This window comes from Janthinobacterium sp. PSRC1-1 (assembly GCF_049897525.1).
Taxonomy (GTDB): Bacteria; Pseudomonadota; Gammaproteobacteria; order Burkholderiales; family Burkholderiaceae_D; genus Janthinobacterium; species Janthinobacterium tructae.
The window spans coordinates 164,835-188,272 of sequence record NZ_JAFCWK010000007.1; the positions used below are offsets into that span (position 1 = coordinate 164,835).

Below are 23,438 nucleotides of genomic sequence, written 5' to 3' on the forward strand. Positions count from 1 at the left end.
CACAATCTTGATCCGAAAACCCATGACACAAGATCCACGCCCCCCCCTGCCCTCCGCGGCCCGCACCGTCTTCTTCGTTTCCGACGGCACCGGCATCACCGCCGAGACCTTCGGCCACTCGGTGCTGACGCAGTTCGATCTGCGTTTCCGCCAGATCCGCCTGCCCTTCATCGATACCATGGACAAGGCCTACGAGGCGGCGCGCAAGATCAACGAAGCCTTCGTCAGCGATGGCCAGCGCCCGATCATTTTCTCCACCCTGGTGAAGAACGACCTGTCGGCCGTGATCCGCAAGTCCAGCGGCATGCACATGGACCTGATCCAGACCTTTGTCGCCCCGCTGGAGCAGGAACTGGGCGTGATGTCGACCCACACCATCGGGCGCTCGCACAATATCGTCGACAGCGAAGAATACAAAAATCGCATCGAGGCGATCAACTATTCGCTGGCGCACGACGATGGCCAGTCGCACAAGAACCTGTCCTCGGCCGATGTCATTCTGGTGGGTGTTTCGCGCTCTGGCAAGACCCCGACCAGCCTGTATCTGGCCATGCAATACGGTATCAAGGCGGCCAATTATCCGCTGATTCCCGACGATTTCGAGCGCGACAAGCTGCCTTCCGCCCTGCTGGAATTTAAGAATAAAATTTTCGGATTAAGCATTACGCCCGAACGTTTGTCGGAAATACGCAACGAAAGACGCGCTGGAAGCAAGTATGCGGCCATCGAAAATTGCCGTTACGAGGTCAACGAGGCGGAAAAAATGATGAAACGCGAAGGTATCCGCTGGCTCTCCTCGACCACCAAGTCGATCGAAGAGATCTCCACCACGATCCTGCAGGAGATTAAGCCGAACCGCCGCGATTACTAGAACGCCTGACCAAACCTGCTGCGCTACGGTTTTGTCAGGTGTTCGTTTCTCTCGAAAGTTCCGTCAGCGCGGCGACCAGTTGATCCAGTTCAGCGGTGGTGGTGGTGACGGCCACCGTGGCGCGCACGACGTCCAGGTCGCCGATATTGCGCTGCACGGTAAAGATCCCAAAACGCTGCAGCAAGGCCTGTTGCAGCGCGCGTGCGTCCATGCCATCGACGGCAAAGGCCACCAGCGCCGTGCCACGCAGCGCATCGAGCGGCGACAGCAGGCGTACGCCGGGCAGCTGCGCGGCGCGGCTGACCCAGTAATCCCTCAGCCAGGTCAGGCGTTCCGTCTTGGCTGGCGTGCCGCCCAGGCGTTCATGAAAGTCGAGCGCGGCGGGCGCGGCCAGGATGGCGCCGATCGGCGGCATGCCCATGTGCAGACGACAGCGGATATCGTCCAATGGATAATCGTCGTCGCCGAAATGCGGCTCGATCTTGTGCAATTGCGATGCGCGGATATACACAAAGCCCAGCCCCGGCGGAGCACCCAGCCATTTATGTAAATTAAAGCCGGCAAAATCGACATCCATCGCCCGCACATCGAGCGCCACCTGCCCCAGGGCATGTGCGCTGTCGAGCACGACATCGATGCCGTGCTCGCGCGCCAGCGCAATCAAGGCGCGCAGTGGCAGTTGCTGGCCATTCGCCGGCGTCACCTGTGACAACAGCAGCAGTTTCGGCCTGACGGCCTGGCGCATGGCTTGCGCGTAACGGGCGATGATCTCGTCATCGCTGATGGGCAAGCGCAACGTGACTTGCGTGCTGGTGACGCCACGGCGCTGCGCCAGCCAGCGCATGGCCGTGCGCGTGGCCGGATAATCGAGATTACTCCACAGCACCGTATCGCCGGGCGCCAGGCCATGGTATTGCGTGATCAGCACCTGCATGGACTCGGTGCCGCTGCGCGTCAGCAGAATTTCGTGCGGCTCGGCGTGGATCAGCGCGGCGACGCGCTGGCGCAGGATATCCACATGCGTGCGCGTGAATTCGCCGCGCACGAAAGGGCTTAATTGCTCGTTGGTGTAGCGCACGGCCTGTTCGAAGGCGGCTTGCACGGGCGCGGCCATGGCGCCGAAATAGCCGTGTTCCAGATTGACGATGGCGTCCGGCGGCGCGGGATACAACGCGGCGACCTGGCGCCACCAGGCCTCGTCACGTGCGGCACCGTCAGCGAGCACAGGGAAAGACATGGCGACCCTGCTCAGGCCTGGCCCTGGCGCAGCTGCTCGAAGAAGCAGACGGCGGCGCAGGCGGCCACGTTCAGCGATTCGATCTGGCCCAGGTGGGGAATGACCACCTGGTGCGTCGCCATCGAGAGCAGGTCGTCGGCCACGCCCTGCCCTTCATGGCCGAACAGCCAGGCGACGGGCTGGCGCAGGTCGACGTCGTACAATCGCCGGGTGGCGTAGCCGCTGGTGGCGAGCGTCGCCACCTTCGCGTCGGCGACCAGCGCCGCCAGATCGACATTTTCAAAGATGTCGAGCACGAAGTGCGCGCCCATCGCCGCGCGCAGCACCTTCGGCGACCAGCAGAAGGCCGTGCCGGCGCTGCAGTACACCTGCGTGATGCCGGCGGCGGCCGCGCTGCGCAGGATGGAGCCCACATTGCCCGGGTCCTGCAGATTATCGAGCAGCACGGCCGACACGCTCAGGGGCTGCGTGACGGCGCGTTCCGGCGTCTCGATGAGAAACATCACGCCCACGCCGTGTTCGACCTGGCTCACCGCGTGATACAGCGCATCGGGCAAGCCCAGTACGTGCGCGCGCTGGCTTTCCAGCTGGCCGACGATCTCCATCACTTCCTGATTGCGCAAGGCGCTTTCGCTGACGATGCACTGCTCCGGCATGCCGCGCAGCTGCAGGTAGGACTGGCACAGGTGCACGCCGTCGAGCAAGGTGCGGCCAGACTTGCGGCGCGCCTGCGAACTGCCCGCCAGCTTCAGCAGCTCCTTGTACTGCGCATTGTCGCGCGAGGTGATCGTCTTCATGCCACCACCTCCTGGCCACCGAACAGGGCGATCACGTTGCGCACGGGCGCGAACGAACGGCGGTGCACGGGCGAGGCGCCGTGCAGGTGCAAGCGCTCCAGGTGCAGCTTGGTGCCATAGCCCTTGTGCTGGTCGAAGCAGTACTCGGGATAGGCCGCATGCAAGTGCACCAGGGCCGCGTCGCGCGCCGTCTTGGCCAGGATCGAGGCGGCGGAAATGGAATCGACCTTGTCGTCGCCACCGATGATGGCCATGCCGCGTATCGGCATCACGGGGCAGCGGTTGCCGTCGATCAGGGCCAGGGTCGGCACGGTACTCAACGCCTCGACGGCGCGGCGCATGGCCAGCATCGACGCCTGCAAAATGTTCAGGCGGTCGATTTCCTCTTCGGACGCTTCGGCGATGGCCCAGGCCAGGGCCTTGGCCTTGATTTGCGGCGCCAGCAAGTCGCGCTTGGCTTCAGTGAGTTTTTTCGAGTCGCGCAGGCCGTCGATCGGCTGGTTCGGGTCGAGGATCACGGCGGCGGCGAACACGGGGCCGGCCAGCGGGCCGCGGCCTGCCTCGTCGACGCCGCAGATGATTTCATCGAGCGAGAATGGCAAGTCGTCAAACAGGCCGGGATAGATATTTTTCACGTTGAATCTTTGGTTGGTAATGCGCTTGAAGCGGTGCGCGGGAGTTACTTGCGGTTGGCGGCGATGACTTGCATGACGGCGTTGGCGCTCTCGCGCGCGCTGTCGCGCAGCAGGCTGTGGTGCATGTCCGTGAAGCGCTGCACCAGGCGCAGGCGGCCCGGCACGTCGCTCAGCTGCTGCCACATGGCCTCGGCCAGCGCTTGCGGGCTGGCCGCGTTTTGCAGCAGCTCGGGCACCAGGTAGTCGCGCGCCAGGATGTTTGGCAGCCCGATCCACGGCTGGTAGCCCATGTGGCGCATGATTTCCCACGAGGCGCGCATCATCTTGTAGGCGATGACCATGGGCTTCTTGTACAGCGCCACTTCCAGCGAGGCCGTGCCGGACGCCACCAAGACCGCATCGGCGGCGCAGATGGCCGTGTGCGAGCCGCCATCGGTGAGCAATATCTCGACGTCCTGCAAGCCAGCTTCTGCTATCAGTTGCAGGAAATACTGGCGCTGCTTCTCGCCGGCCATGGGCGCGACGAAACGCAAGGAGCGGTCGCGCGCCAGAAGCAGCTTGCAGGCGCCGACAAAGGCCACGGTATTGTATTTGAGTTCGCCCATGCGGCTGCCCGGCATCAGGGTCACGACATTCGCGTCTTGCGGCAAGCCCAGGGTGCGGCGCGCAGCCGCTTCGTCAGGCTGCAGGGGGATCATCTCGGCCAGCGGATGGCCGACATAGGTGACGGGCACGCCCGCCTTGCGGTAGATTTCTTCCTCGAAGGGGAAGATCACCAGCATGTGCGAGACGGCCTTGATGATTTTCTTGATGCGGCCACCGCGCCAGGCCCAGATCTGCGGCCCGATGTAGTGCACGGTGGGGATGCCGCCTTCCTTGAGCTGCTGTTCCAGCCCCAGGTTGAAACCCGGATAGTCGGCGCCGATGAAGACGGCGGGACGCTCGGCCAGCAACTGGTCGCGCAGCGCGTTCTGGATGCCCTTGATTTCGCGGTAGCGGGGAATGATCTCGAACAGGCCGCGCACGGTCAGCTTGTCGAGCGGCCAGTCGGACACAAAGCCCTGCTTGGCCATGTGCTCGCCGCCGATGCCGTGGAAGCGCGTGCCGGGCAGCTGCGGCACCAGGCCGGACAGCAACCGGCTGGCCAGCAGGTCGCCCGACACCTCGCCGGCGACGATGGCGACGTTGGCGACCGGCAGGCCGCTGGCCTGGTCAGCGGACGATGCCACGCGACGCCACGCCCAAGAATTCACGCATGGCGCGAATGTGCTGCGCCACCTCGGGCGACGACGCCGCTTCCTCTTCGAACAGGGCTGCCTTGGATTCTTCCAGGGTCAGGCCGGAACGGTAGATGAGCTTATACGCGGTGCGGATGCCGTTGATCTGCTCGCGCGTAAAGCCGCGGCGTTTCAAGCCCTCGATATTGACGCCATGCGCCTGCGCCGGATTGCCATTCAACAGGACAAACGGTGGCACGTCCTGCGTCAGGCTGGTGCTCATGCCGACAAAGGCGTGCGCGCCGATCTTGCAGAACTGGTGCACATTGGCGAAACCGCTCATGATGACCCAGTCGCCGATTTCCACGTGGCCCGCCAGCTGGGCGTTGTTCGAGAAAATCGTGTTGTTGCCGACCAGGCAGTCGTGCGCCAGGTGCACATACGCCGAGATCCAGTTGTCATTGCCCAGGCGCGTCACGCCGCCACCTTGCACGGTGCCCGTGTTGAAGGTGCAAAATTCGCGGATGGTGTTGCGGTCGCCGATGTCCAGGCGCGTCGCCTCGCCCGCCCATTTTTTATCCTGCGGCTGCGCGCCGATGGAAGAAAACTGGAACAGGTGGTTGTCGCTGCCGATCGTTGTGTGGCCGTCGATGACCACGTGCGGGCCAACTTTGGTGCCGGCGCCGATGCGCACGTGCGGACCGATGATGGTGTACGGACCCACCTCGACCGAGCTGTCGAGCTCAGCCTTCGGATCGATGACTGCCGTAGAGTGGATGGCCACCATATCACTGCCCCGCTGGCTGGCTCGCAGACTGGCTCGCATCCTGCGCGCTACGGATGGTGCACATCAATTCCGCTTCCAGAGCGACCTTGCCGTCGACCGAGCCGACTGCCTTGTATTTCCAGATGCCGCGCGAGACGCGCAGGATTTCCACATCCATCTTCAGCTGGTCGCCCGGTTCGACAGGACGCTTGAAGCGCGCATTGTCGATGCCGACAAAGTACACCACCGAATTTTCGTCGGGCTTGACGCCCATCGACAGGAACGACAGCAAGGCCGCCGTCTGCGCCAGCGCTTCGATCATCAGCACGCCGGGCATGACCGGTTTGTGCGGGAAATGGCCCTGGAAGAACTCTTCGTTGACCGTCACGTTCTTGATGGCGGTGATGGTTTTGTTCGCTTCCCAGTCCAGCACGCGGTCAACCAGCAGCAGCGGATAGCGGTGCGGCAGCAGCGATTTGATGGCGAGGATGTCGAGGGTCTTTTTTTCAGTAGTCATTTTTCGTCTTGCGTGGTCAGTGTTTTAATTGTTTTTTCAAGCGTGCGGATCTTCTCGCGCATGCTTGACAGGTTGCGCACGATGGCGGCGCTCTTTTCCCAGTCGGCGTTCTTGGCCAGCGGATAAAAACCCGTGTACTGGCCCGGTTCCGCGATCGAGCGCGAAACCATGCTGCCCGAGCCCACGTGGACGCGGTCGGCGATCGTCAAATGACCGAGCACCATGGCGGCGCCGCCAAAGGTGCAGTACTTGCCGATGATGGCGCTGCCGGCCACGCCGACGCAGCCGGCCATGGCCGTATGCGCGCCGATGTGGCAGTTGTGGCCAATCTGGATCTGGTTGTCGAGTTTGACGCCATCTTCGATGATGGTGTCGGCCAGTGCGCCACGGTCGATGGTGGTATTGGCGCCGATATCGACATCGTCACCGATCACCACCCTGCCCGTCTGCGGAATCTTGATGTACACGCCGCCTTCGTTGGCGAAGCCGAATCCGTCGGTGCCGATCACGGCGCCGGAATGGATGATGCCGCGCTGGCCGATCACGCAACGCGCATGAAAGGTCACGTTGGCGAGCAATTGCGTGCCCGCGCCGATGACGGCGTCGCGCCCCACCACGCAGCCAGGGCCGATGACGCAGCCGGCACCGACGATGGCGCCGGCCTCGATCACCGCGTGCACGCCGACAGAGGCGCTGGCATCGACCTGCGCGCTGGCATCGACAAAGGCGCGCGGATGGATGCCGGCCGGCGCCTTGATCTCATGCAGGGCGGCGAAATACTGCGCCGCGCGCGCGAAATACACATAGGGATTCGGTGTGACAATGCGCGCGCCGGCGTACTCGGCACCGATCAGCGCAGCGTCGGCCGGCGTGAGTATCAGCGCGGCAGCGCCGCTCTGGGCGGCCTGCGCGCGAAATTTGCTATTGCTGAGAAAGCTGATGTGCGAAGCGCCGGCGTCGGCCAGCGGCGCGATCCCTGAAACTTCCAGGTTGGGATCGCCCGCCAATTGACCACCGAAGCGTTCGACCAAGTCTCCTAGTCGAGTGCCCATCTGATTACCTTTATAAATACGCCTGCCGGTGCACGCAGCGCATGCACTGGCAGGCTTGAAACCGTTACTGTTACTTGTCCAGCGCCTTCAAGACCTTGTCGGTAATGTCGATGCGCGGGCTGGCCCACAGGGCTTCCTGCAGCACGATGTCATAGCCTTCGATATGCGCCATCTGCTGGATGATGGTGTTGGCTTTTTCCGCGATGGCGCTGCGCTCTTCGTTCGTGCGCTGGCTCAGGTCTTCGCGAAATTCGCGCTGGCGGCGCTGCAGCTCCTTGTCCAGCTCGAAGAACTCGCGCTGGCGCTTGGCACGCTCGGCCTCGCTCAGGGTGGGCATATCCTTTTCCAGGGCCTCGTTGGCCACCTTGAAGCGGCTGCCCAGTTCCTGCACGGCTTTTTCGCGCGAGCGGAACTCTTCGGCCAGCTTGGCGCTGGCCGCTTTGGCCAGCCTCGATTCGTTATAAATACGTTCGCTGCTGATCCAGGCGATCTTCGACTCCTGAGCCTGCGCCTGCACCGGCAACAGCGAACTCCAGCACAATGCGATCACGGCAAGGGACTTGGGCAGGGTAGCGGATGCGGTGTTCATGATACTCCATGGTCAAAAGGTAAAAGCTGTCGCCCCGGTTCAGATGGCCGGTCAGAAACCGGTGCCCATCTGGAACTGGAAGCGCTCCAGGCGGTCCGTCGGCTTGGCGTTCAGCGGTTTGGCATAGCTCAGCTTGAGCGGGCCCACCGGTGAAATCCAGCTGATGCCCAAGCCAGCAGAATAGCGCAATTGCGAGATCCGCATTTTTTCGCCTTCCTGGTAGACCTGGCCGCCGTCAAGGAAACCGAACCAGCGCAGGCTGCGGTCATTGCCCGAACCGGGGAACGGCATCTGCAGCTCGGCGTTGCCGAACATGCGCGAGGCGCCGCCCAGGGCATCGTTGGTGCTCGGTTCGACCGCGCCCAGCGAGGAACTCAGGTAGCCGCGCACCGAACCGATGCCGCCGCCGTAGAAGTTCTTGAAGACCGGGTACACGTGCTTGCCGATGCCGTGGCCGTAATCGATCTCGCCCCTCAACGCCAGGGTGACCTTGCTGAACAGCGGACGGAAATACTGGTGCTCATAGATGGCACGGAAGTACTTCTGGTCGCCGATCAGGTCAGCCTCCAGGTTGACGCGCTGTAAGCGGCCGATCGATGGCGTCAGGGCGCTGTCGCGGCTGTCACGCTGCCATGCCGCCGTCAGCGGGATGGAATTGGTGGTGGCAGAACCGATGCCGTCCGACGGGCCGCCGTTGTCTTTCACGTACTGCTTGAAGCGAATCGGGCTGGTGATGTCGGTTTCGATGCGCGAGCGCTCGGCGCCGATGCCGAAGAAGACGGTGTCGACTTCCGAGAATGGCACGCCGAAACTGACGCGGCCACCGGTTTGCTTGATCTTGTAGCTGCCGACGTTCAGCGCCGGCGGTTCCGTCGTGCGCAGGTACACTTCAAAGCTGCGCGAAATGCCATCGTCCGTAAAATACGGATTGGTTTGCGAAAACGCAATCGTGCGGCTGTAATGGCTGGTATTGAGTTCAATGCCGACCGTGTTGCCGCTACCGGCGAAGTTGGCCTGTGAAATCGATGCCGACAGGGTGAACTTCTCCGACTGCGAAAAGGCGCCGCCGATCAGGAAGTTACCCGTTGGTTTTTCCACCACCGTCACGTTGACGTCGACCTGGTCGGTCGTGCCCTGCGCTTCCGGCGTGTCGATGGTCACGTCCTTGAAGTAGCCCAGGCGGTCGACACGGTCGCGCGACAGCTTGATCTTGTTGCTGTCGTACCAGGACGATTCGAACTGGCGGAATTCGCGGCGGATGACTTCATCGCGCGTGGTGGTGTTGCCGGCGATATTCATGTGGCGCACGTACACGCGCTTGCCCGGATCGATGAAGAAAGTAAAACCCACTTCATGCTTGTCACGGTTGATTTCGGGATTGGCATTGACGTTGGCAAAGGCATAGCCGAACGTGGCCAGGCGGTCCTGGATGCGCTTATTCGTGGCCGTCAGGCGCGCGCCCGAGTAAATCTCGCCTTCGCGCATCAGGTTCAGCGCTTTCAGCTCTTCTTCGCGGCCGAACATCTCGCCTTCGAACTTGGTGCCGGCGATCTTGTACTTTTCACCTTCGGTGATATTGATCGTCAGGTAAATATCTTTTTTATCAGGCGTGATCGACACTTGCGTGGAGTCGACCTGCATCTCGATATAGCCACGGTCCAGGTAGTAGGACTTCAGCGACTCGATGTCGCCCGTCAGCTTGGTCTTCGAATACTGGTCGGCCTTGGTGTACCAGCTGAACCAGCCGCCCGTGTTCAGGGCCAGCTGTTCGCGCAGTTCCTTGTCCGTGAAAGCCTTGTTGCCGACGATGTTGATCTGCTTGATGCGGGCCACGTCGCCCTCGTCGACGGCGAACACCACGTTGACGCGGTTGCGCTCGATCGGCGTGACGGTGGTGGTGATCTTCACGCCGTACAGGCCATGCGACAGATACTGGCGCTTGAGCTCCTGCTCCGCGCGGTCGACCGACGCCTTGTCGAAAATTTTCGCTTCGCCGACGCCGATTTCCTTCAAGGCCTTGACCAGCACATCTTTTTCAAATTCCTTGGTGCCCGTGAATTCCACGGCAGCGATGGCCGGGCGCTCCTCGACCAGCACCACCAGCACGTCGCCATCGACTTCCAGGCGCACGTCCTTGAAAAAACCCGTCGCGTACAGGGCTTTGATGGCGGCGATACTCTTCTCGTCGGAGAACGTTTCGCCGACGCGCACCGGCAGATAGCTGAAAACAGTACCCGCTTCAGTACGCTGGATCCCTTCGACCCGGATGTCCTTGACAGTAAATGGCTGGACGGCCAGCGCATGGCCGGCACAGAAGGCCATGACGGCGGCGCCGATCAGGCTGCGACGAAAGGAAGGCAAGGCAAAACGAGCAGAATGTAATTTCATTGGGGTTATTCAATGGGTAAATCAATGGACAACATACACAAAAGATTGCTTGTGCGACTCACGCAATGGCATCAACCACCGCCCTAATTCAGCAATCGCAACACGTCATTAAAGACGGCAAGCACCATCAAGGTCAGCAACACACCGATCCCCAGGCGCTGGGCAATCTCGCCTACGCGCTCCGGCAAGGGGCGTCCGGTCAAAACTTCCAGCGAATAATACAGCAAATGCCCGCCATCCAGAACAGGAATGGGTAGCAAATTCATCACGCCCAGACTGATACTGATGAAGGCGATGAAGCTCAGGTAGCTTACCAGGCCGGTGCGCGCCGTCTGGCCCGCGTAATCGGCGATGGTAATGGGCCCCGTCACATTCTTCAGCGAGACCTGGCCGGTAACCATTTTACCCAGCATTTTCAGGCTCATGACGCTGGTGTCCCAGACCTTGGTGGACGCCTTGCCCACGGCAGAGAACGGTCCGGAGGCCACGCTGATCATATCCGGCACCTGCCCCAGCTTTGCCTGGATCTTACCAACTGTTACAGCTCCCTCTGTCCCCGCACCCGGCACGGCGTCCGGTGTAATGGGCAAGGTCAGGTCCTGGCCCTGGCGCAGGAGTTGCAATTGCAAGGTCCGGCCCGGCGCCTGGCTCAGGGTGGCGATGACGGCCGCCACGTCGTGCACGGGCTGCTCGTCGATGGCCAGAATCTGGTCGTTTTTCTGCAGACCGGCGCGTGCGGCGGCGCCGCCAGGCATGATTTCCATCAGGGTCGGCGCGGAACGGGCCAGGGTCAGGCCCAGCTTGCCCAGCACGTCGCCTTCCAGGTCCGTCTCCGTCAGGCTGGCCGTCGGCAAGGTCGCCTCCTGCTGGCCACGGTCGGGACGGCGCACTTCGATGCGCGCCGGCTGCTTGTCGAGGGTGGCCTGGATCAGTTCCCAGCGCAGCTCGGACCAGCTGGCCACGGCCTTGCCATTGACCGTTTCAACCGTATCGCCGCTGCGCAAGCCGGCGGCATAGGCGGCCGTTTGCTCGGCCACGGGACCGAGCTTGCTCGACGGCTCTTCGATGCCGTGCATGAACAGGCCCGCGTACAGCACGATGGCGACGAGGAAATTGGCCAGCGGGCCGGCGGCCACGATGGCGATGCGGCGCCACACGCTCTGGCGCGTGAATTCGCGGCGCAATTCGCTTTCCGGCAAATCGCTGAGGTCTTGCGCGCGGCTGTCGAGCATGCTGACATAGCCGCCCAGCGGCAGCGCGGAAATCGCCCATTCCGTCTGGTCCTTGCCGAACTTGCGCGAATACACCACTTTTCCCATGCCGATCGAGAAGCGCAGCACTTTCACGCCGCACCAGCGCGCCACCAGGTAGTGGCCCAGCTCGTGCAGGGTAATCAGTGAACCGAGCGCGACGATAAAGGCCAGCAAGGTGGTAATGAGCGTCATGCGGCCAGCCTTTGGGCGATATACGCGTGCGCGGCCGCTCTGGCCAGGCGGTCCTGCTCCATCACGGCCTCGATGCTGGAGGCGGCGCCATGCGGCACCGTCTCGATCACGTGGGCGATGACGCGGTCGATCTGGCGGAAGCCGATCTGCTCGTCGAGGAAGGCTTGCACGGCCACTTCATTGGCCGCGTTGAGCAGGGCCGGCGCCGTGCCGCCCGCGCGCAAGGCGTCGAACGCCAGCGCCAGACAGGGGAAACGGCGGAAATCGGGACGTTCGAACTGCAGCGTGGCCACTTGCGCCAGGTCCAGCTGCGCCACGCCGGAAGCGATACGCTGCGGGTAGGCCAGCGCATGGGCGATCGGCGTGCGCATGTCCGGGTTGCCCAGCTGGGCCAGCACGGAACCGTCGACATACGACACCATCGAATGGATCACGCTTTGCGGATGGATCAGCACCTCGATCTGCTCGGCCGGCGCGCCGAACAGCCAGTGCGCTTCGATCACTTCCAGGCCCTTGTTCATCATGGTGGCCGAATCGACGGAAATCTTGCGTCCCATGGCCCAGGTCGGATGCTTGCAGGCCTGGTCCGGCGTGACCGTGTCGAGCGTCTCGACGTCGCGCGTGAGGAAGGGGCCGCCGGAAGCCGTCAGCACGATTTTTGCCACGCCCGCGGCGCCTGGCGCGCGGCCATGCGCGTGCGGCATGCATTGGAAGATGGCGTTATGCTCGCTGTCGATGGGCAGCAGCACGGCGCCGTTATCGTGCACGGCATCGATGAACAGCTGGCCGGACATGACCAGCGCCTCTTTATTGGCCAACAATACTTTCTTGCCGGCGCGTGCCGCCGCCAGGGTGGGCGCCAGGCCGGCCGCGCCGACGATCGCCGCCATCACGCCCGTCACCTGCGGCGCGCTGGCGATGGCGCACAGGGCTTCCACGCCGTACTCGACCTGCGTAGCGACGCCCTGCCCGCGCAGCAAACGCGTCAGTTCAAGGGCGCCGTCCGCCGTGCCGACGACGGCGCGCTGCGGACGGAACTGCAGGCACTGGGCGGCCAGTTCGGCCACGCGGCTGTGCGCGCTCAGCGCATACACGCTGTATTGCTCGGGATGACGCGCGAGCACGTCCAAGGTAGACACGCCGATCGAGCCGGTCGCGCCAAGGATGGTGATGTATTGCATGAGTTTCCTTAAAGCCAGCTGGCCACGAGGGCGGCAAATGGCAGGACCGGGATCAGCGCATCGATACGGTCGAGTACACCGCCATGGCCAGGCAGCAGGTTGCTGCTGTCCTTGATGCCGGCGCGGCGCTTCAATTGGGATTCGAACAGGTCGCCGACGATGCTGGCCGCGACGACCAGCAGCAGCACCAGCAGGGCCACCAGCCAGCCGCGGCGCAATTGCAGCTGCACGGCGAAGGTGTCTTGCAGCACCGGCAACGATGGCGCGGCGATGATGGTGATGGCGGCGATGACGAGCACGGCGATGCCGCCGCCGATGGCGCCTTCCCAGGATTTACCCGGGGAAATGCTGGGCGCCAGCTTGCGCTTGCCGAACGCCTTGCCCGAGAAATACGCGCCGATATCGGCGATCCACACCAGCGCCATGACGGACAGCAGGTACAAGGGGCTATGCAGGAACAAGGCGATGATGGCGACGAAGCAGCCGACGATGGTCACCGGGTACACCAGGCTGAGCAAGGTATTGCCCAGGCCTTCGGTGGGCGGCAAGCCCGTCGCCAGCGAGGGCACGAAGCGGATCAGCCAGATGGCCACGCACAGGGCGAACCAGAAATTGAGCTGCGCCATGCCGTTACCGACAAAAAACGTATACGCAAAGGCGGCAGTCCAGACGGCAGCAATCAGGAGCGCCTGGCGATTTTTGAAAATGCGGAAGCTTTCCCAGACGGCGGCGCCGAAGAACGCCGTGGCGATCACGGCGAAGGCGGGGAAGTAATTCAGATACAGAACCGGCAGCAAGACCGCCAACAGGACCAGGGCGGTGATTATCCGTGTTTTCAGCATCAGTTTGTCTTTTCAGTTAATTGCGCGCTGGTACGGCCAAAGCGCCGTTCGCGCTGCTGGTAAGACGCGATTGCCGCGTCGAGGCACTCGTCATTGAAGTCGGGCCAGAAAGTCTCGGTAAAAAACAGCTCAGTGTACGCCAGTTGCCACAGCAGGAAATTGGAAATGCGCTGCTCGCCGCCCGTGCGGATGAACAGGTCAGGCTCGGGCGCATAGGCCATGGCCAGGTGCGGCGCCAGTTGTTCTTCCGTGTAAGCCTGCCCGGCGCTCTGGCCGTTGGCAGCGGCCTCGACCGTCATTTTATTGACTGCCTGCATGATGTCCCAGCGCCCGCCGTAATTGGCGCAGATGGACACCGTCAGGCGCGTGTTGTTCGCCGTCTTGCGCTCGGCATTGGCGATCAGGGTTTGCAGCTGTTCATTGAAGCGCGACAGGTCGCCCACCACTTTCAGGCGAATGTCGTTGGCATGCATCTTGACCACTTCGCGTTCCAGCATGGTGACGAACAGGCGCATCAGCATCGACACCTCTTCTTCCGGGCGGCGCCAGTTTTCCGAACTGAAGGCAAACAGGGTCAGGTACTCGACACCGCGTTCGAGGCAGGTCTCGACGATGCCGCGCACGGCGTCAGCGCCCTTGACGTGGCCAGCCACGCGCGGCAGGAAGCGTTTGGTTGCCCAGCGGCCATTGCCATCCATAATGATTGCCACATGGCGCGGCACTGTGCCAACCTCAGGTACTGCCGTTGTCGAACTCGAATAGATCATGAAAACACGAATACCAAAAATAAAAGATAACCATTATGCGCCAAATAGCACTGCCCGGAAAAGCCATGCTTTCCCGGGCAGCGTCAAAAGGACTGAAAACTAGACCGTCAGCACTTCTTTTTCTTTGTCGATCACCATCTTGTCGATGTCGGCAATAAACTTGTCCGTCAGTTTCTGCACTTCTTCCGACGAGCGGCGCTCATCGTCCTCGGAGCAGGCTTTTTCCTTGACCAGTTTCTTCAGCGACTCGTTCGCATCGCGGCGAATGTTGCGCACGGCGATCTTCGCGTCTTCCGCTTCGCTCTTGACCAGCTTGACCATTTCCTTGCGGCGCTCTTCCGTCAGCGGCGGCGTCGGGACGCGGATCATGTCGCCCTGTGCCGATGGGTTCAAGCCCAGGTCGGCGTCGCGGATGGCTTTTTCAACGGTCGAGGCCATCTTCTTTTCGTACGGCTGCACACCGATGGTGCGCGCGTCGATCAGGGTCACGTTGGCCACCTGGGTCAGCGCCGTCGGCGAACCGTAGTAATCGACCATCACGTGGTCCAGGATGCCCGTATGGGCGCGGCCGGTACGCACTTTGGCCAGGTCGGCCTTCAGTGTTTCCAGCGACTTCGTCATGCGTTCCTGGGTGTTCTTTTTAACGTCAGCTAAGGACATTACCTACTCCTTGTCTTGATAATAATGAATATTCTATTGCGCTTGCGGCTTGAATGCTGCCGCAGCCGGGAGTGCCGAAAACCGCTCAGGGCAAGGCGCGGCGCCGAATGTACGGCGAGGCGCTGCAACGCAGCCATGGACGGTTTCTCGGTGCTCCTTACTTCTATACGTGAACCAGCGTGCCTTCATCTTCACCCATGATGACGCGCATCAGCGCGCCTGGCTTGGTGATCGAAAACACTTTGATTGGCAGTTTCTGGTCGCGGCACAGGGCGAATGCGGTGGCATCCATCACTTGCAGGTGCTTGGCGATGGCGTCGTCGAACGTAATCGTGTGGAACAGGGTGGCGTTCGGATCCTTCTTCGGATCGGCCGTGTAGACGCCGTCGACCTTGGTGGCCTTCAGGACGATCTCGGCGCTGATCTCGGAACCGCGCAGGGCGGCTGCCGTGTCGGTGGTGAAGAACGGATTACCGGTACCGGCGGCGAAGACCACCACTTTGCCTTCTTCCAGGTATTGCAGGGCTTTCGGACGGACGTACGGCTCGACGACTTGCTCGATGCCGATGGCCGACATGACGCGCGCGACGATGCCGACGTGGCGCATGGCATCGGCCAGGGCCAGTGCATTCATCACGGTGGCAAGCATGCCCATGTAGTCGGCGGTGGCACGGTCCATGCCTTGCGCGCCAGGCGCGACGCCGCGGAAGATATTGCCGCCGCCAATCACGATTGCCAGTTCCACACCCAATTTCGCCACCTCGGCCACATCGGCCACCATGCGCTCGATCGTGGCACGGTTGATGCCGTAGGGATCATCGCCCATCAGGGCTTCGCCGGACAACTTGAGGAGGACGCGCTTGTAGGCTGGTTTTGACATGAGCTGGGGCTCCATAAATGAGGTTATTCGAGTATGACATGGCGCAGCGCCCTGCAGCGCCGGATAGGCGGGAGGAAGCTGCCCATGCCGCCGCCCGGCACGACAGGTGCGGGCGGGCCAAAAAAACGGGCCTCTCGGCCCGCTTTACTTACGCTCCCTGGGAGGCAGCCATCTGTGCTGCGACTTCTGCTGCGAAGTCGTCTTGCTTCTTCTCGATGCCTTCGCCTACCACGTACATGGCAAAACCTTTGACGCTGGTGTTAGCCGCCTTCAGCATTTGCTCAACCGACAGCTTGTCGTTTTTCACGAAAGCCTGGTTCAGCAGCGATACTTCTTTCAGGAACTTCTGTACGGAACCTTCCAGGCGCTTGGCCAGGATTTCCGGCGATTGCGCTGGTTTGCCTTCGGCGGCCGCTTTGGCTGCGTCTTCTTCGGCTTTCAGTTGGGCAACCGAACGCTCTTTTTCGATCAGTTCCGCTGGAACTTCGTTCGACGACAGCGACACTGGCTTCATGGCAGCGATGTGCATGGCCACGTCTTTGCCGACTTGCTCATCGGCACCGTCGAATTCGACGATCACGCCAATGCGCGCGCCGTGCAGGTACGACGCCAGCTTGTTGCTGGTTTCGAAACGCTGGAAGCGGCGGATGGTCATGTTTTCGCCGATTTTGCCGATCAGGGCAGCGCGCACTTCGTCCAGGGTCTTGCCATCGAGTGGCAAGGCCAGCAGGGCAGCGACGTCAGCCGGATTGTGTTCTGCTACCAGACGGGCAGCGTTGTTGGCCAGTGCCAGGAAATCGTCGTTTTTCGCAACGAAGTCGGTTTCCGAGTTCACTTCGACCAGGGCGCCTACGCCATTGGCGATGTAGGTTGCCACGACGCCTTCAGCGGTGATGCGTGCCGATGCTTTCGATGCCTTGCCGCCCAGTTTGACGCGCAGGATCTCTTCCGCACGCGCCATGTCGCCATCGGCTTCGGTCAGTGCTTTTTTGCATTCCATCATTGGTGCGTCGGTTTTGCCGCGCAATTCGCCTACCATCGCTGCTGTAATCGCTGCCATGTGTTTCTCCTGATTCGGTGAGTCGACAGTCGCGGCCGGGCAGATATGCCTCGCCAGCGGTCACTATCGTTTTTTTGTTAAAAAAAAGGGGGAGCTGCTGCCACCCCTTTTCCCTTACTGCTGTGCTTACAAACGGCTATCTCGCGATAGCCTGGCCATTAAGCCTGTTCGTTTACTTCGACGAATTCGTCGCCAGCGGCTGCTTTAACCATTTCAACAACTTCGTTACCGGCAGCTGCACGGCCTTCGATGATTGCATCAGCAACACCGCGAGCGTACAACATGATGGCTTTCGAGGAGTCATCGTTACCTGGGATCACGAAGTTCACGCCTTCTGGGGAGTGGTTGGTATCGACAACGCCGATGACCGGGATACCCAGTTTAGCTGCTTCGGTGATCGCACCTTTGTGGTAGCCGACGTCGACGACGAAGATTGCGTCAGGAATGCCGCCCATGTCCTTGATGCCGCCGATCGATTTTTGCAGCTTGATCATTTCGCGGGAGAACATCAGCGCTTCTTTTTTCGACAGCTTCTCGATCGAACCGTCTTCAACCATGACTTCCATGTCTTTCAGACGCTTGATCGAGGTTTTGATCGTTTTGAAGTTGGTCAGCATGCCGCCCAACCAACGTTGATCAACGAAAGGCACACCAGCGCGTTGTGCTTCAGCAGCGATGATTTCGCGCGCTTGACGCTTGGTGCCAACCATCAGGATGGTGCCACGGTTTGCAGCCAGTTGACGCACGTGCTTCATTGCGTCCTGGTACATCGCCATGGTTTTTTCCAGGTTGATGATGTGGATCTTGTTGCGATGGCCGAAGATGAACGGTGCCATTTTTGGATTCCAAAAACGGGTTTGGTGACCAAAGTGGACACCGGCTTCCAGCATTTCGCGCATTGTTACGGACATTATTAACTCCAGGGTTGGGTCTGGAATCCGATCAGTCACCATACAGGCACCCTTGTCGACCGGATTCGCGTGTTTATATAAATTAAAGACACTGTTTTACTGCATTGCCCAAAAGAGAATTCAAGCAACCCGGGATTCTACACCGAAATGCCCATTCCATCAAGTCCCCGGCGCAAATCGCGCGCGCAGCGACGGCCAGCATTGCACCACACTGGTGCAATGCGTATCGGCCATGGGCTTTCCCGCAAAAATCGCCTGCCAGCCATAGGATGGTGGCGGCGGATGCGGGGCGCCTCGTTTATAATTTCGACATATTTGCAGACGTTTCCTCCTCCGCTGAGATTCGTCTGTGCTTTTCACCTGAACATCTTGCAGATTGCGAATCACACCATGTCCACCATCCGTATCAACAGCGCCGCCGACATCGAAGGCATGCGCGTAGCCGGCAAGCTCGGCGCCGAAGTACTCGATTACATCACTCCCTTCGTCAAGGTCGGCGTCACGACCGGCGAACTGGACCGCCTGTGCCACGAATACATGGTCAACGTGCAAGGCACCATCCCTGCCCCGCTGAACTACTGCCCGCCAGGCTACACGCCTTACCCGAAGGCCATCTGCACCTCCGTCAACGACGTCATCTGCCATGGCATTCCCGGCGACAAGGTCTTGAAGAGCGGCGACTCCGTCAACCTCGACATCACCGTCATCAAGGATGGCTACCACGGCGACAACAGCCGCATGTTCCTCGTCGGCACGCCCACCATCCTGGCCAAGCGCCTGTCGGAAATCACCTATGAATGCATGTGGCTGGGAATCGACCAGATCAAGCCGGGCGCCCACCTGGGCGATATCGGCCACGCCATCCAGCAACATGCGGAAAAAGCCGGCTACAGCGTGGTGCGCGAATTCTGCGGCCACGGCATCGGCAAGGTCTTCCATGAAGAACCGCAAGTGCTGCATTACGGCAAACCAGGCACCCTGGAACGCCTGGAAGCGGGCATGATCTTTACCGTCGAACCGATGATCAACTCGGGCCGCCGTGAGATCCGCGAAATGAACGATGGCTGGACCATCAAAACCAAGGACCGCAGCCTGTCGGCGCAATGGGAACACACGGTGCTGGTGACGGAAACGGGCTATGAAGTGCTGACCGTCTCGCCCGGCATGCCGCCACCGCCGGCCCTGATCCTGAACAAAGCCTGATTCTTCCATCCCACGCACCGCCACCCCAGGGCCCAGATGAAAAAGCAGATTCGGGAACAGCTGAAACAGCAACTGAAAACCGACCGCCAGGTCGTCATTGCGGCCTTCCAGGCCGACGGCAAGCCTGAAAAACTGCTGCGCAGCCTGCGCCACAGCGTCGATGGCGTGCTGGCGCGCGCCTGGCAGGAAGCGGGTTTGCCGCCCGGCACGGCCCTGGTGGGCGTGGGCGGCTACGGACGCGGGGAACTGTTTCCGTATTCCGACGTCGACCTGCTGATCCTGCTGCAGCAGGCGCCCGATGCGGCCGCGCAGGAAAAGCTCGAGGAACTGGTGCAGCTGCTGTGGGACCTGGGCCTGGAAATCGGCCACAGCATCCGCACGGTCGAGGAATGCATGGTCGAATCGAAGGCCGACATCACCGTGCAAACCAGCTTGCTCGAAGCGCGCCTCGTGTGCGGCAACGCGGACCTGTTTGCGCAATTGCAGCAGCGCTACGAGGCAGCCATGGACCCGCAGGCGTTTTTCCAGGCGAAAACCGCGGAAATGCGCCAGCGCCATGCCAAATACGAAGACACGGCTTTCAGCCTGGAACCGAATTGCAAGGAAAGCCCGGGCGGCCTGCGCGACTTGCAGGTGATTCTGTGGGTGGCCAAGGCGGCCGGTCTGGCCAATTCCTGGCGCACGCTGGCCACAGGCGGCCTGATCACCCTGACGGAAGCGCGCCAGCTGATGGAAAAGGAGCGCGCCTTCAAGGATATCCGCGTACGCCTGCACCTGCATGCGGGACGGCGCGAAGACCGCCTGGTATTCGACGTGCAGACGGCGATCGCCGAATCGCTGGGCTTGCAAGCCACGGGCAGCGGGCCGCACATGCGCCGCGCCAGCGAATACCTGATGCAGCGCTATTACTGGGCCGCCAAGACGGTGACCCAGCTCAACACGATTCTGCTGCAAAACATCGAGGCACGGCTGTTTCCGCAAGACGACGTGGCCGTGCCCATCAACGAACGCTTCAATGAAGTCAACAGCCTGATCGACATCAGCGCCGACGATACGTTCGAGCAATACCCGTCGGCCGTGCTGGAAATCTTCGTGCTGATGACGGAACGCCCGGCCCTGAAGGGCATGACCTCGCGCGCCACGCGGGCCCTGTGGCACGCGCGCTTCAAGATCGACGCCGCCTTCCGCCAGGACCCCGTCAACCGCGCCCTGTTCCTGCGCATCATGCGCGCGCCCGTGGGCATCATCCATGCGCTGCGGCGCATGAACGAGATGAGCATCCTGGGACGCTACCTGCCGAATTTCCGCCGCATCGTGGGCCAGATGCAGCATGACCTGTTCCACGTGTACACGGTCGACCAGCACATTTTGATGGTGGTGCGCAACATGCGCCGCTTCACCATGAGCGAACATGCGCACGAATACCCGTTCTGCAGCCAGCTGATGGCCGATTTCTCGCAATCGTGGCTGCTGTACGTGGCGGCCCTGTTCCACGACATCGCCAAGGGCCGCGGCGGCGACCATTCCAAGCTGGGCGTGGCCGACGCCACCCAGTTCTGCCAGGACCACGGCATGTCGGCAGAGGACACGGAACTGGTCGCTTTTTTGGTGGAAAATCACCTGACCATGTCGCAAGTGGCGCAAAAGCAGGACCTGTCCGACCCCGACGTCATCGCCGCGTTCGCGAAAGTGGTCAAGGACGAGCGCCACCTGACGGGCCTGTACCTGCTGACGGTGGCCGACATCCGCGGCACCAGCCCGAAAGTGTGGAACGCGTGGAAGGGCAAGCTGCTGGAAGACCTGTACAAGATCACCCTGCGCGTGCTGGGCGGCGAGCCGCACACGGCCGACCGCGAACTGAAGAACCGCCAGCAGGAAGCGCTGGCCACCCTGCGCCTGTACGGCTTGCCGCCCGATGCCCATCTGAAACTGTGGCAGCAGCTCGATGTAGCGTATTTCCTGCGCCACGACGCCTCCGACATTGCCTGGCAGACGCGCTCGCTGTACGACAAGCTCGACAGCAAGTTGCCGGTGGTAAAATGCCGGCTGGCGCCCATCGGCGAAGGCTTGCAGGTGGCCGTGTACATTCCCGACCAGCCTGACCTGTTCGCGCGCATCTGCAGCTATTTCGACCGCAAGAATTTCAGCATCCTCGACGCGAAGATCCACACGACCAGGAATGGCTACGCGCTCGACACCTTCCTCGTCACGGAGCAGAACTTCGCCAAGAGCTACCGCGACATCATCAGCCTGATCGAGCATGAGCTGGGCGAACTGCTGCAGTCGCAAACGCCGCTGCCGCCGCCGGGCAAAGGACGGCTGTCGCGCCTGTCGCGCACCTTCCCCTTCCAGCCGACGGTGGACTTGCGGCCCGATGAAAAGGGCCAGTACTACCTGCTGTCGGTGGCCGCCAACGACCGCACGGGCCTGCTGTATGCGATCGCCAATGTGCTGACCAAGTACCGCATCAACCTGCACACGGCCAAGATCATGACCCTGGGCGAGCGGGTCGAAGACGTCTTCCTCGTCGACGGCCCCGCGCTCAACAATGCCCGCAACCAGATATTGCTGGAAACCGATTTACTCGATGCGCTGAAGGTGTAAACCTTGCGCGCAGCGCCTACCCTTACTGAAACTGAAACAACATGACCGAAGAATTATTACGCTTGTCCAAACGCATGTCCGAACTGGGCCTGTCCTCCCGCCGCGAAGCCGACGAATGGATCGCGCGCGGCTGGGTCCGCGTAGATGGCAAGGTGGTGTCCGAGCTGGGCAGCAAGGTCTATCCCAGCCAGAAAGTCACCGTGGAACGCCAGGCGGCGGCCGAGCAATCGAAGCGCGTCACCGTCCTGATCAACAAGCCGATGGGCTATGTCAGCGGCCAGGCCGAGGATGGCTACACGCCCGCCGTGGCCTTGATCAAGGCCGAGAACCGCTGGGCGGAAGACCGCAGCCCGGAACAGTTCCACCCGACCCAGCTGCGCAGCCTGGTGGCCGCCGGGCGCCTGGACATCGATTCCGTCGGCCTGCTGGTCCTGACACAGGATGGGCGCGTGGCCAAGCAGCTGATCGGCCACGATACCGATATCGACAAGGAATACCTGGTGCGCGTGAGCTACACCAAGGGCGACGTCCTGCCCGACAGCGAGCTGAAAAAGCTCAACCACGGCCTGTGGCTCGACGGCAAGCCGCTGCTGCCGGCCAAGGTGCGCTGGCAAAATGAAGACCAGCTGAGCTTTACCCTGCGCGAAGGCAAGAAACGCCAGATCCGCCGCATGTGCGAAGCGGTCGGCCTGAAAGTGCTGGGCCTGAAACGCGTGCGCATCGGCAAGGTCAAGCTGGGCGACTTGCCGACGGGCCAATGGCGTTATCTGAGTGCGGACGAACAGTTTTAAGCGTGCCGGGATCTATATCCAGCAGGCAACAAGAGTAGTGAGGAAAAGGCAATTATTGTGATTTAGTTAGCAAATATTGCCTTGAACCTATACACTATTCACCATTAGAAATTACAAGAGATACGCTGTCGTGAACGATCCCATCCCCAATCCCCTGCGCAAAGGCGCGCCCAGCCTGGCCGATGTGGCCGAGCCGATGGAGCCAGGCACCAAGCCGCACCATATGAGCGATCCGTGGGATATCGGCGAAACCCTGTGCAGTCTGGCTGATAACGGCGATGCCATTTCCATCTACCCGACAGGCGGCGAAGACGTCATCATGGCGCGCATCTTGTCCGTCGACGACGACTTGCCGCAATTCGTGCTGGAGCTCAATGAGGGGACCGCCCTGCCCGAAGGCGGCGCCACGTTTGTGTCGTGGGTGCAAAACGCCAAGCTGCAATTTACCATCAATGGCGAATGGGAGGCGTATCCCGAGCGGCCGAACGTCTACCTGACGAACTTCCCCAGCCATTGCCTGGTGCTGGAACGGCGCGAGTCGGCGCGCCTGGAAACGCCGCTGGGCGTGTACTACCTGGCCGCCTTTGTGCTGGAAGGCCGACCGTATGAATTGCAACTGTATGATTTCTCGGCCGGCGGCATCGGCATGCGTGCCCACCCGCGCGATACGATCGGCCTGTATGTGGGCCGCAAACTGTCGCGCGTACGGCTGGAACTGGGGCCGGACAAGGTCATGATCGCCGACCTGGAAATCCGCCTCTCGCGCACCTTCCGCTCCTTCCTGCTGGGCGAGCAAGTGCAGATCGGCTGCCGCTTCCTGAACCTGACGGATGCGATGCAGGATGAATTGAAGACGCTGCTGGATAACCTGGGCAGCAGCCGCAAGGTGCGCTAGGTTTGCTTCACGCATGAAAAATGGCCGCCCAGCTCATGCTGCGCGGCCATTTTTTGTTGAACAGCCAAAGTCACGAGGCGCCTGAAAAACGTTCAGGGCAAGGCGCATTGCCGAAGACAGTACGAAGAGT

22 protein-coding genes are annotated in these 23,438 nt (G+C 61.5%); 5 read left to right on the forward strand and 17 right to left on the reverse strand.

Annotated features, from left to right (window positions below):
• The first annotated feature begins 22 nt into the window (after nt 1-22).
• Nucleotides 23-871: a posphoenolpyruvate synthetase regulatory kinase/phosphorylase PpsR gene (gene ppsR / locus ACP7DW_RS17120; RefSeq protein WP_116744182.1), complete on the forward strand. Its 849-nt coding sequence runs from the start codon at nt 23-25 to the stop codon at nt 869-871.
• 34 nt (nt 872-905) lie between these two features.
• Here ppsR and ACP7DW_RS17125 read toward each other — a convergent pair whose 3' ends face one another.
• From ACP7DW_RS17125 to rpsB, 17 genes are all read right to left on the reverse strand, one after another.
• Nucleotides 906-2,108 (reverse strand): aminotransferase class V-fold PLP-dependent enzyme, encoded by a 1,203-nt coding sequence (locus tag ACP7DW_RS17125; protein WP_426055889.1) that lies wholly within the window; start codon nt 2,106-2,108, stop codon nt 906-908.
• An 11-nt stretch (nt 2,109-2,119) separates the two neighbouring features.
• The gene (locus tag ACP7DW_RS17130; RefSeq protein WP_426055890.1) at nt 2,120-2,905 is read right to left on the reverse strand and encodes a TrmH family RNA methyltransferase; all 786 of its coding nucleotides are present in this window, start codon (nt 2,903-2,905) and stop codon (nt 2,120-2,122) included.
• The gene (rnhB, locus tag ACP7DW_RS17135) at nt 2,902-3,540 is read right to left on the reverse strand and encodes a ribonuclease HII (protein WP_426055891.1); all 639 of its coding nucleotides are present in this window, start codon (nt 3,538-3,540) and stop codon (nt 2,902-2,904) included. Before rnhB ends, ACP7DW_RS17130 begins: the two co-directional genes overlap by 4 nt.
• Before the next feature lie 44 nt (nt 3,541-3,584).
• Nucleotides 3,585-4,769 carry a lipid-A-disaccharide synthase gene (gene lpxB / locus ACP7DW_RS17140; RefSeq protein ID WP_426055892.1) on the reverse strand — a complete coding sequence of 395 codons (1,185 nt, stop codon included), beginning with the start codon at nt 4,767-4,769 and terminating at the stop codon, nt 3,585-3,587.
• The gene (gene lpxA / locus ACP7DW_RS17145; protein ID WP_426055893.1) at nt 4,753-5,544 is read right to left on the reverse strand and encodes an acyl-ACP--UDP-N-acetylglucosamine O-acyltransferase; all 792 of its coding nucleotides are present in this window, start codon (nt 5,542-5,544) and stop codon (nt 4,753-4,755) included. Before lpxA ends, lpxB begins: the two co-directional genes overlap by 17 nt.
• 1 nt (nt 5,545) lies before the next feature.
• A complete protein-coding gene (gene fabZ / locus ACP7DW_RS17150; protein ID WP_071077748.1) occupies nt 5,546-6,040 on the reverse strand; it encodes a 3-hydroxyacyl-ACP dehydratase FabZ in 495 nt (164 codons plus the stop codon).
• Nucleotides 6,037-7,092: a UDP-3-O-(3-hydroxymyristoyl)glucosamine N-acyltransferase gene (gene lpxD, locus ACP7DW_RS17155; RefSeq protein ID WP_426055894.1), complete on the reverse strand. Its 1,056-nt coding sequence runs from the start codon at nt 7,090-7,092 to the stop codon at nt 6,037-6,039. Before lpxD ends, fabZ begins: the two co-directional genes overlap by 4 nt.
• A 70-nt stretch (nt 7,093-7,162) precedes the next feature.
• On the reverse strand, nt 7,163-7,681 hold the full coding sequence (locus ACP7DW_RS17160; protein WP_071077751.1) for an OmpH family outer membrane protein: 519 nt from the start codon (nt 7,679-7,681) through the stop codon (nt 7,163-7,165).
• A gap of 51 nt (nt 7,682-7,732) precedes the next feature.
• Nucleotides 7,733-10,069, reverse strand: a complete 2,337-nt coding sequence (gene bamA / locus ACP7DW_RS17165) for an outer membrane protein assembly factor BamA (RefSeq protein ID WP_426055895.1) — start codon at nt 10,067-10,069, stop codon at nt 7,733-7,735.
• 83 nt (nt 10,070-10,152) lie between these two features.
• Complete coding sequence (gene rseP, locus ACP7DW_RS17170; protein WP_426055896.1) at nt 10,153-11,514, reverse strand: RIP metalloprotease RseP; 1,362 nt, start codon at nt 11,512-11,514, stop codon at nt 10,153-10,155.
• A complete protein-coding gene (gene ispC / locus ACP7DW_RS17175; RefSeq protein WP_426055897.1) occupies nt 11,511-12,695 on the reverse strand; it encodes a 1-deoxy-D-xylulose-5-phosphate reductoisomerase in 1,185 nt (394 codons plus the stop codon). The genes rseP and ispC overlap by 4 nt, the downstream gene beginning before the upstream one ends.
• A gap of 8 nt (nt 12,696-12,703) precedes the next feature.
• The gene (locus ACP7DW_RS17180; RefSeq protein WP_426055898.1) at nt 12,704-13,537 is read right to left on the reverse strand and encodes a phosphatidate cytidylyltransferase; all 834 of its coding nucleotides are present in this window, start codon (nt 13,535-13,537) and stop codon (nt 12,704-12,706) included.
• Nucleotides 13,537-14,304, reverse strand: coding sequence for a polyprenyl diphosphate synthase (gene uppS, locus ACP7DW_RS17185; protein ID WP_426055899.1), 768 nt, complete (start codon nt 14,302-14,304; stop codon nt 13,537-13,539). Before uppS ends, ACP7DW_RS17180 begins: the two co-directional genes overlap by 1 nt.
• Nucleotides 14,305-14,403: 99 nt before the next feature.
• A complete protein-coding gene (gene frr, locus ACP7DW_RS17190; protein WP_426055900.1) occupies nt 14,404-14,964 on the reverse strand; it encodes a ribosome recycling factor in 561 nt (186 codons plus the stop codon).
• A 163-nt stretch (nt 14,965-15,127) separates the two neighbouring features.
• A complete protein-coding gene (gene pyrH, locus ACP7DW_RS17195) occupies nt 15,128-15,844 on the reverse strand; it encodes a UMP kinase (RefSeq protein WP_071077758.1) in 717 nt (238 codons plus the stop codon).
• Nucleotides 15,845-15,992: 148 nt separating this feature from the next.
• Nucleotides 15,993-16,904: a translation elongation factor Ts gene (gene tsf / locus ACP7DW_RS17200; RefSeq protein ID WP_298405017.1), complete on the reverse strand. Its 912-nt coding sequence runs from the start codon at nt 16,902-16,904 to the stop codon at nt 15,993-15,995.
• Between the two features lie 158 nt (nt 16,905-17,062).
• Nucleotides 17,063-17,815: a 30S ribosomal protein S2 gene (gene rpsB, locus ACP7DW_RS17205; RefSeq protein WP_071077760.1), complete on the reverse strand. Its 753-nt coding sequence runs from the start codon at nt 17,813-17,815 to the stop codon at nt 17,063-17,065.
• Nucleotides 17,816-18,205: 390 nt separating this feature from the next.
• On the opposite strand from rpsB, the gene map reads away from it, so the two are divergent.
• The 4 genes from map to ACP7DW_RS17225 all read left to right on the forward strand — a co-directional run bounded on the left by map (nt 18,206) and on the right by ACP7DW_RS17225 (nt 23,308).
• A complete protein-coding gene (gene map, locus ACP7DW_RS17210; RefSeq protein WP_096238442.1) occupies nt 18,206-19,018 on the forward strand; it encodes a type I methionyl aminopeptidase in 813 nt (270 codons plus the stop codon).
• A 36-nt stretch (nt 19,019-19,054) separates the two neighbouring features.
• On the forward strand, nt 19,055-21,622 hold the full coding sequence (locus tag ACP7DW_RS17215) for a [protein-PII] uridylyltransferase (protein WP_426055901.1): 2,568 nt from the start codon (nt 19,055-19,057) through the stop codon (nt 21,620-21,622).
• Nucleotides 21,623-21,663: 41 nt separating this feature from the next.
• On the forward strand, nt 21,664-22,413 hold the full coding sequence (locus ACP7DW_RS17220; RefSeq protein WP_096235107.1) for a pseudouridine synthase: 750 nt from the start codon (nt 21,664-21,666) through the stop codon (nt 22,411-22,413).
• 130 nt (nt 22,414-22,543) lie between these two features.
• Nucleotides 22,544-23,308, forward strand: coding sequence for a flagellar brake protein (locus ACP7DW_RS17225; RefSeq protein WP_426055902.1), 765 nt, complete (start codon nt 22,544-22,546; stop codon nt 23,306-23,308).
• The last annotated feature ends 130 nt before the right edge of the window (nt 23,309-23,438 follow it).

Bases quoted from the DNA above. Each gene is read 5' to 3' on its own strand.
- frr (WP_426055900.1), bottom strand. From the start codon at position 14,964: ATGTCCTTAGCTGACGTTAAAAAGAACACCCAGGAACGCATGACGAAG.
- ispC (WP_426055897.1), bottom strand. From the start codon at position 12,695: ATGCAATACATCACCATCCTTGGCGCGACCGGCTCGATCGGCGTGTCT.
- ACP7DW_RS17130 (WP_426055890.1), bottom strand. From the start codon at position 2,905: ATGAAGACGATCACCTCGCGCGACAATGCGCAGTACAAGGAGCTGCTG.
- rpsB (WP_071077760.1), bottom strand. From the start codon at position 17,815: ATGTCCGTAACAATGCGCGAAATGCTGGAAGCCGGTGTCCACTTTGGT.
- lpxA (WP_426055893.1), bottom strand. From the start codon at position 5,544: ATGGTGGCCATCCACTCTACGGCAGTCATCGATCCGAAGGCTGAGCTC.
- uppS (WP_426055899.1), bottom strand. From the start codon at position 14,304: ATGATCTATTCGAGTTCGACAACGGCAGTACCTGAGGTTGGCACAGTG.
- bamA (WP_426055895.1), bottom strand. From the start codon at position 10,069: ATGAAATTACATTCTGCTCGTTTTGCCTTGCCTTCCTTTCGTCGCAGC.
- ACP7DW_RS17220 (WP_096235107.1), top strand. From the start codon at position 21,664: ATGACCGAAGAATTATTACGCTTGTCCAAACGCATGTCCGAACTGGGC.
- ACP7DW_RS17180 (WP_426055898.1), bottom strand. From the start codon at position 13,537: ATGCTGAAAACACGGATAATCACCGCCCTGGTCCTGTTGGCGGTCTTG.
- ACP7DW_RS17125 (WP_426055889.1), bottom strand. From the start codon at position 2,108: ATGTCTTTCCCTGTGCTCGCTGACGGTGCCGCACGTGACGAGGCCTGG.
- ppsR (WP_116744182.1), top strand. From the start codon at position 23: ATGACACAAGATCCACGCCCCCCCCTGCCCTCCGCGGCCCGCACCGTC.
- ACP7DW_RS17215 (WP_426055901.1), top strand. From the start codon at position 19,055: ATGAAAAAGCAGATTCGGGAACAGCTGAAACAGCAACTGAAAACCGAC.
- fabZ (WP_071077748.1), bottom strand. From the start codon at position 6,040: ATGACTACTGAAAAAAAGACCCTCGACATCCTCGCCATCAAATCGCTG.
- tsf (WP_298405017.1), bottom strand. From the start codon at position 16,904: ATGGCAGCGATTACAGCAGCGATGGTAGGCGAATTGCGCGGCAAAACC.
- lpxD (WP_426055894.1), bottom strand. From the start codon at position 7,092: ATGGGCACTCGACTAGGAGACTTGGTCGAACGCTTCGGTGGTCAATTG.
- rseP (WP_426055896.1), bottom strand. From the start codon at position 11,514: ATGACGCTCATTACCACCTTGCTGGCCTTTATCGTCGCGCTCGGTTCA.
- ACP7DW_RS17160 (WP_071077751.1), bottom strand. From the start codon at position 7,681: ATGAACACCGCATCCGCTACCCTGCCCAAGTCCCTTGCCGTGATCGCA.
- pyrH (WP_071077758.1), bottom strand. From the start codon at position 15,844: ATGTCAAAACCAGCCTACAAGCGCGTCCTCCTCAAGTTGTCCGGCGAA.
- map (WP_096238442.1), top strand. From the start codon at position 18,206: ATGTCCACCATCCGTATCAACAGCGCCGCCGACATCGAAGGCATGCGC.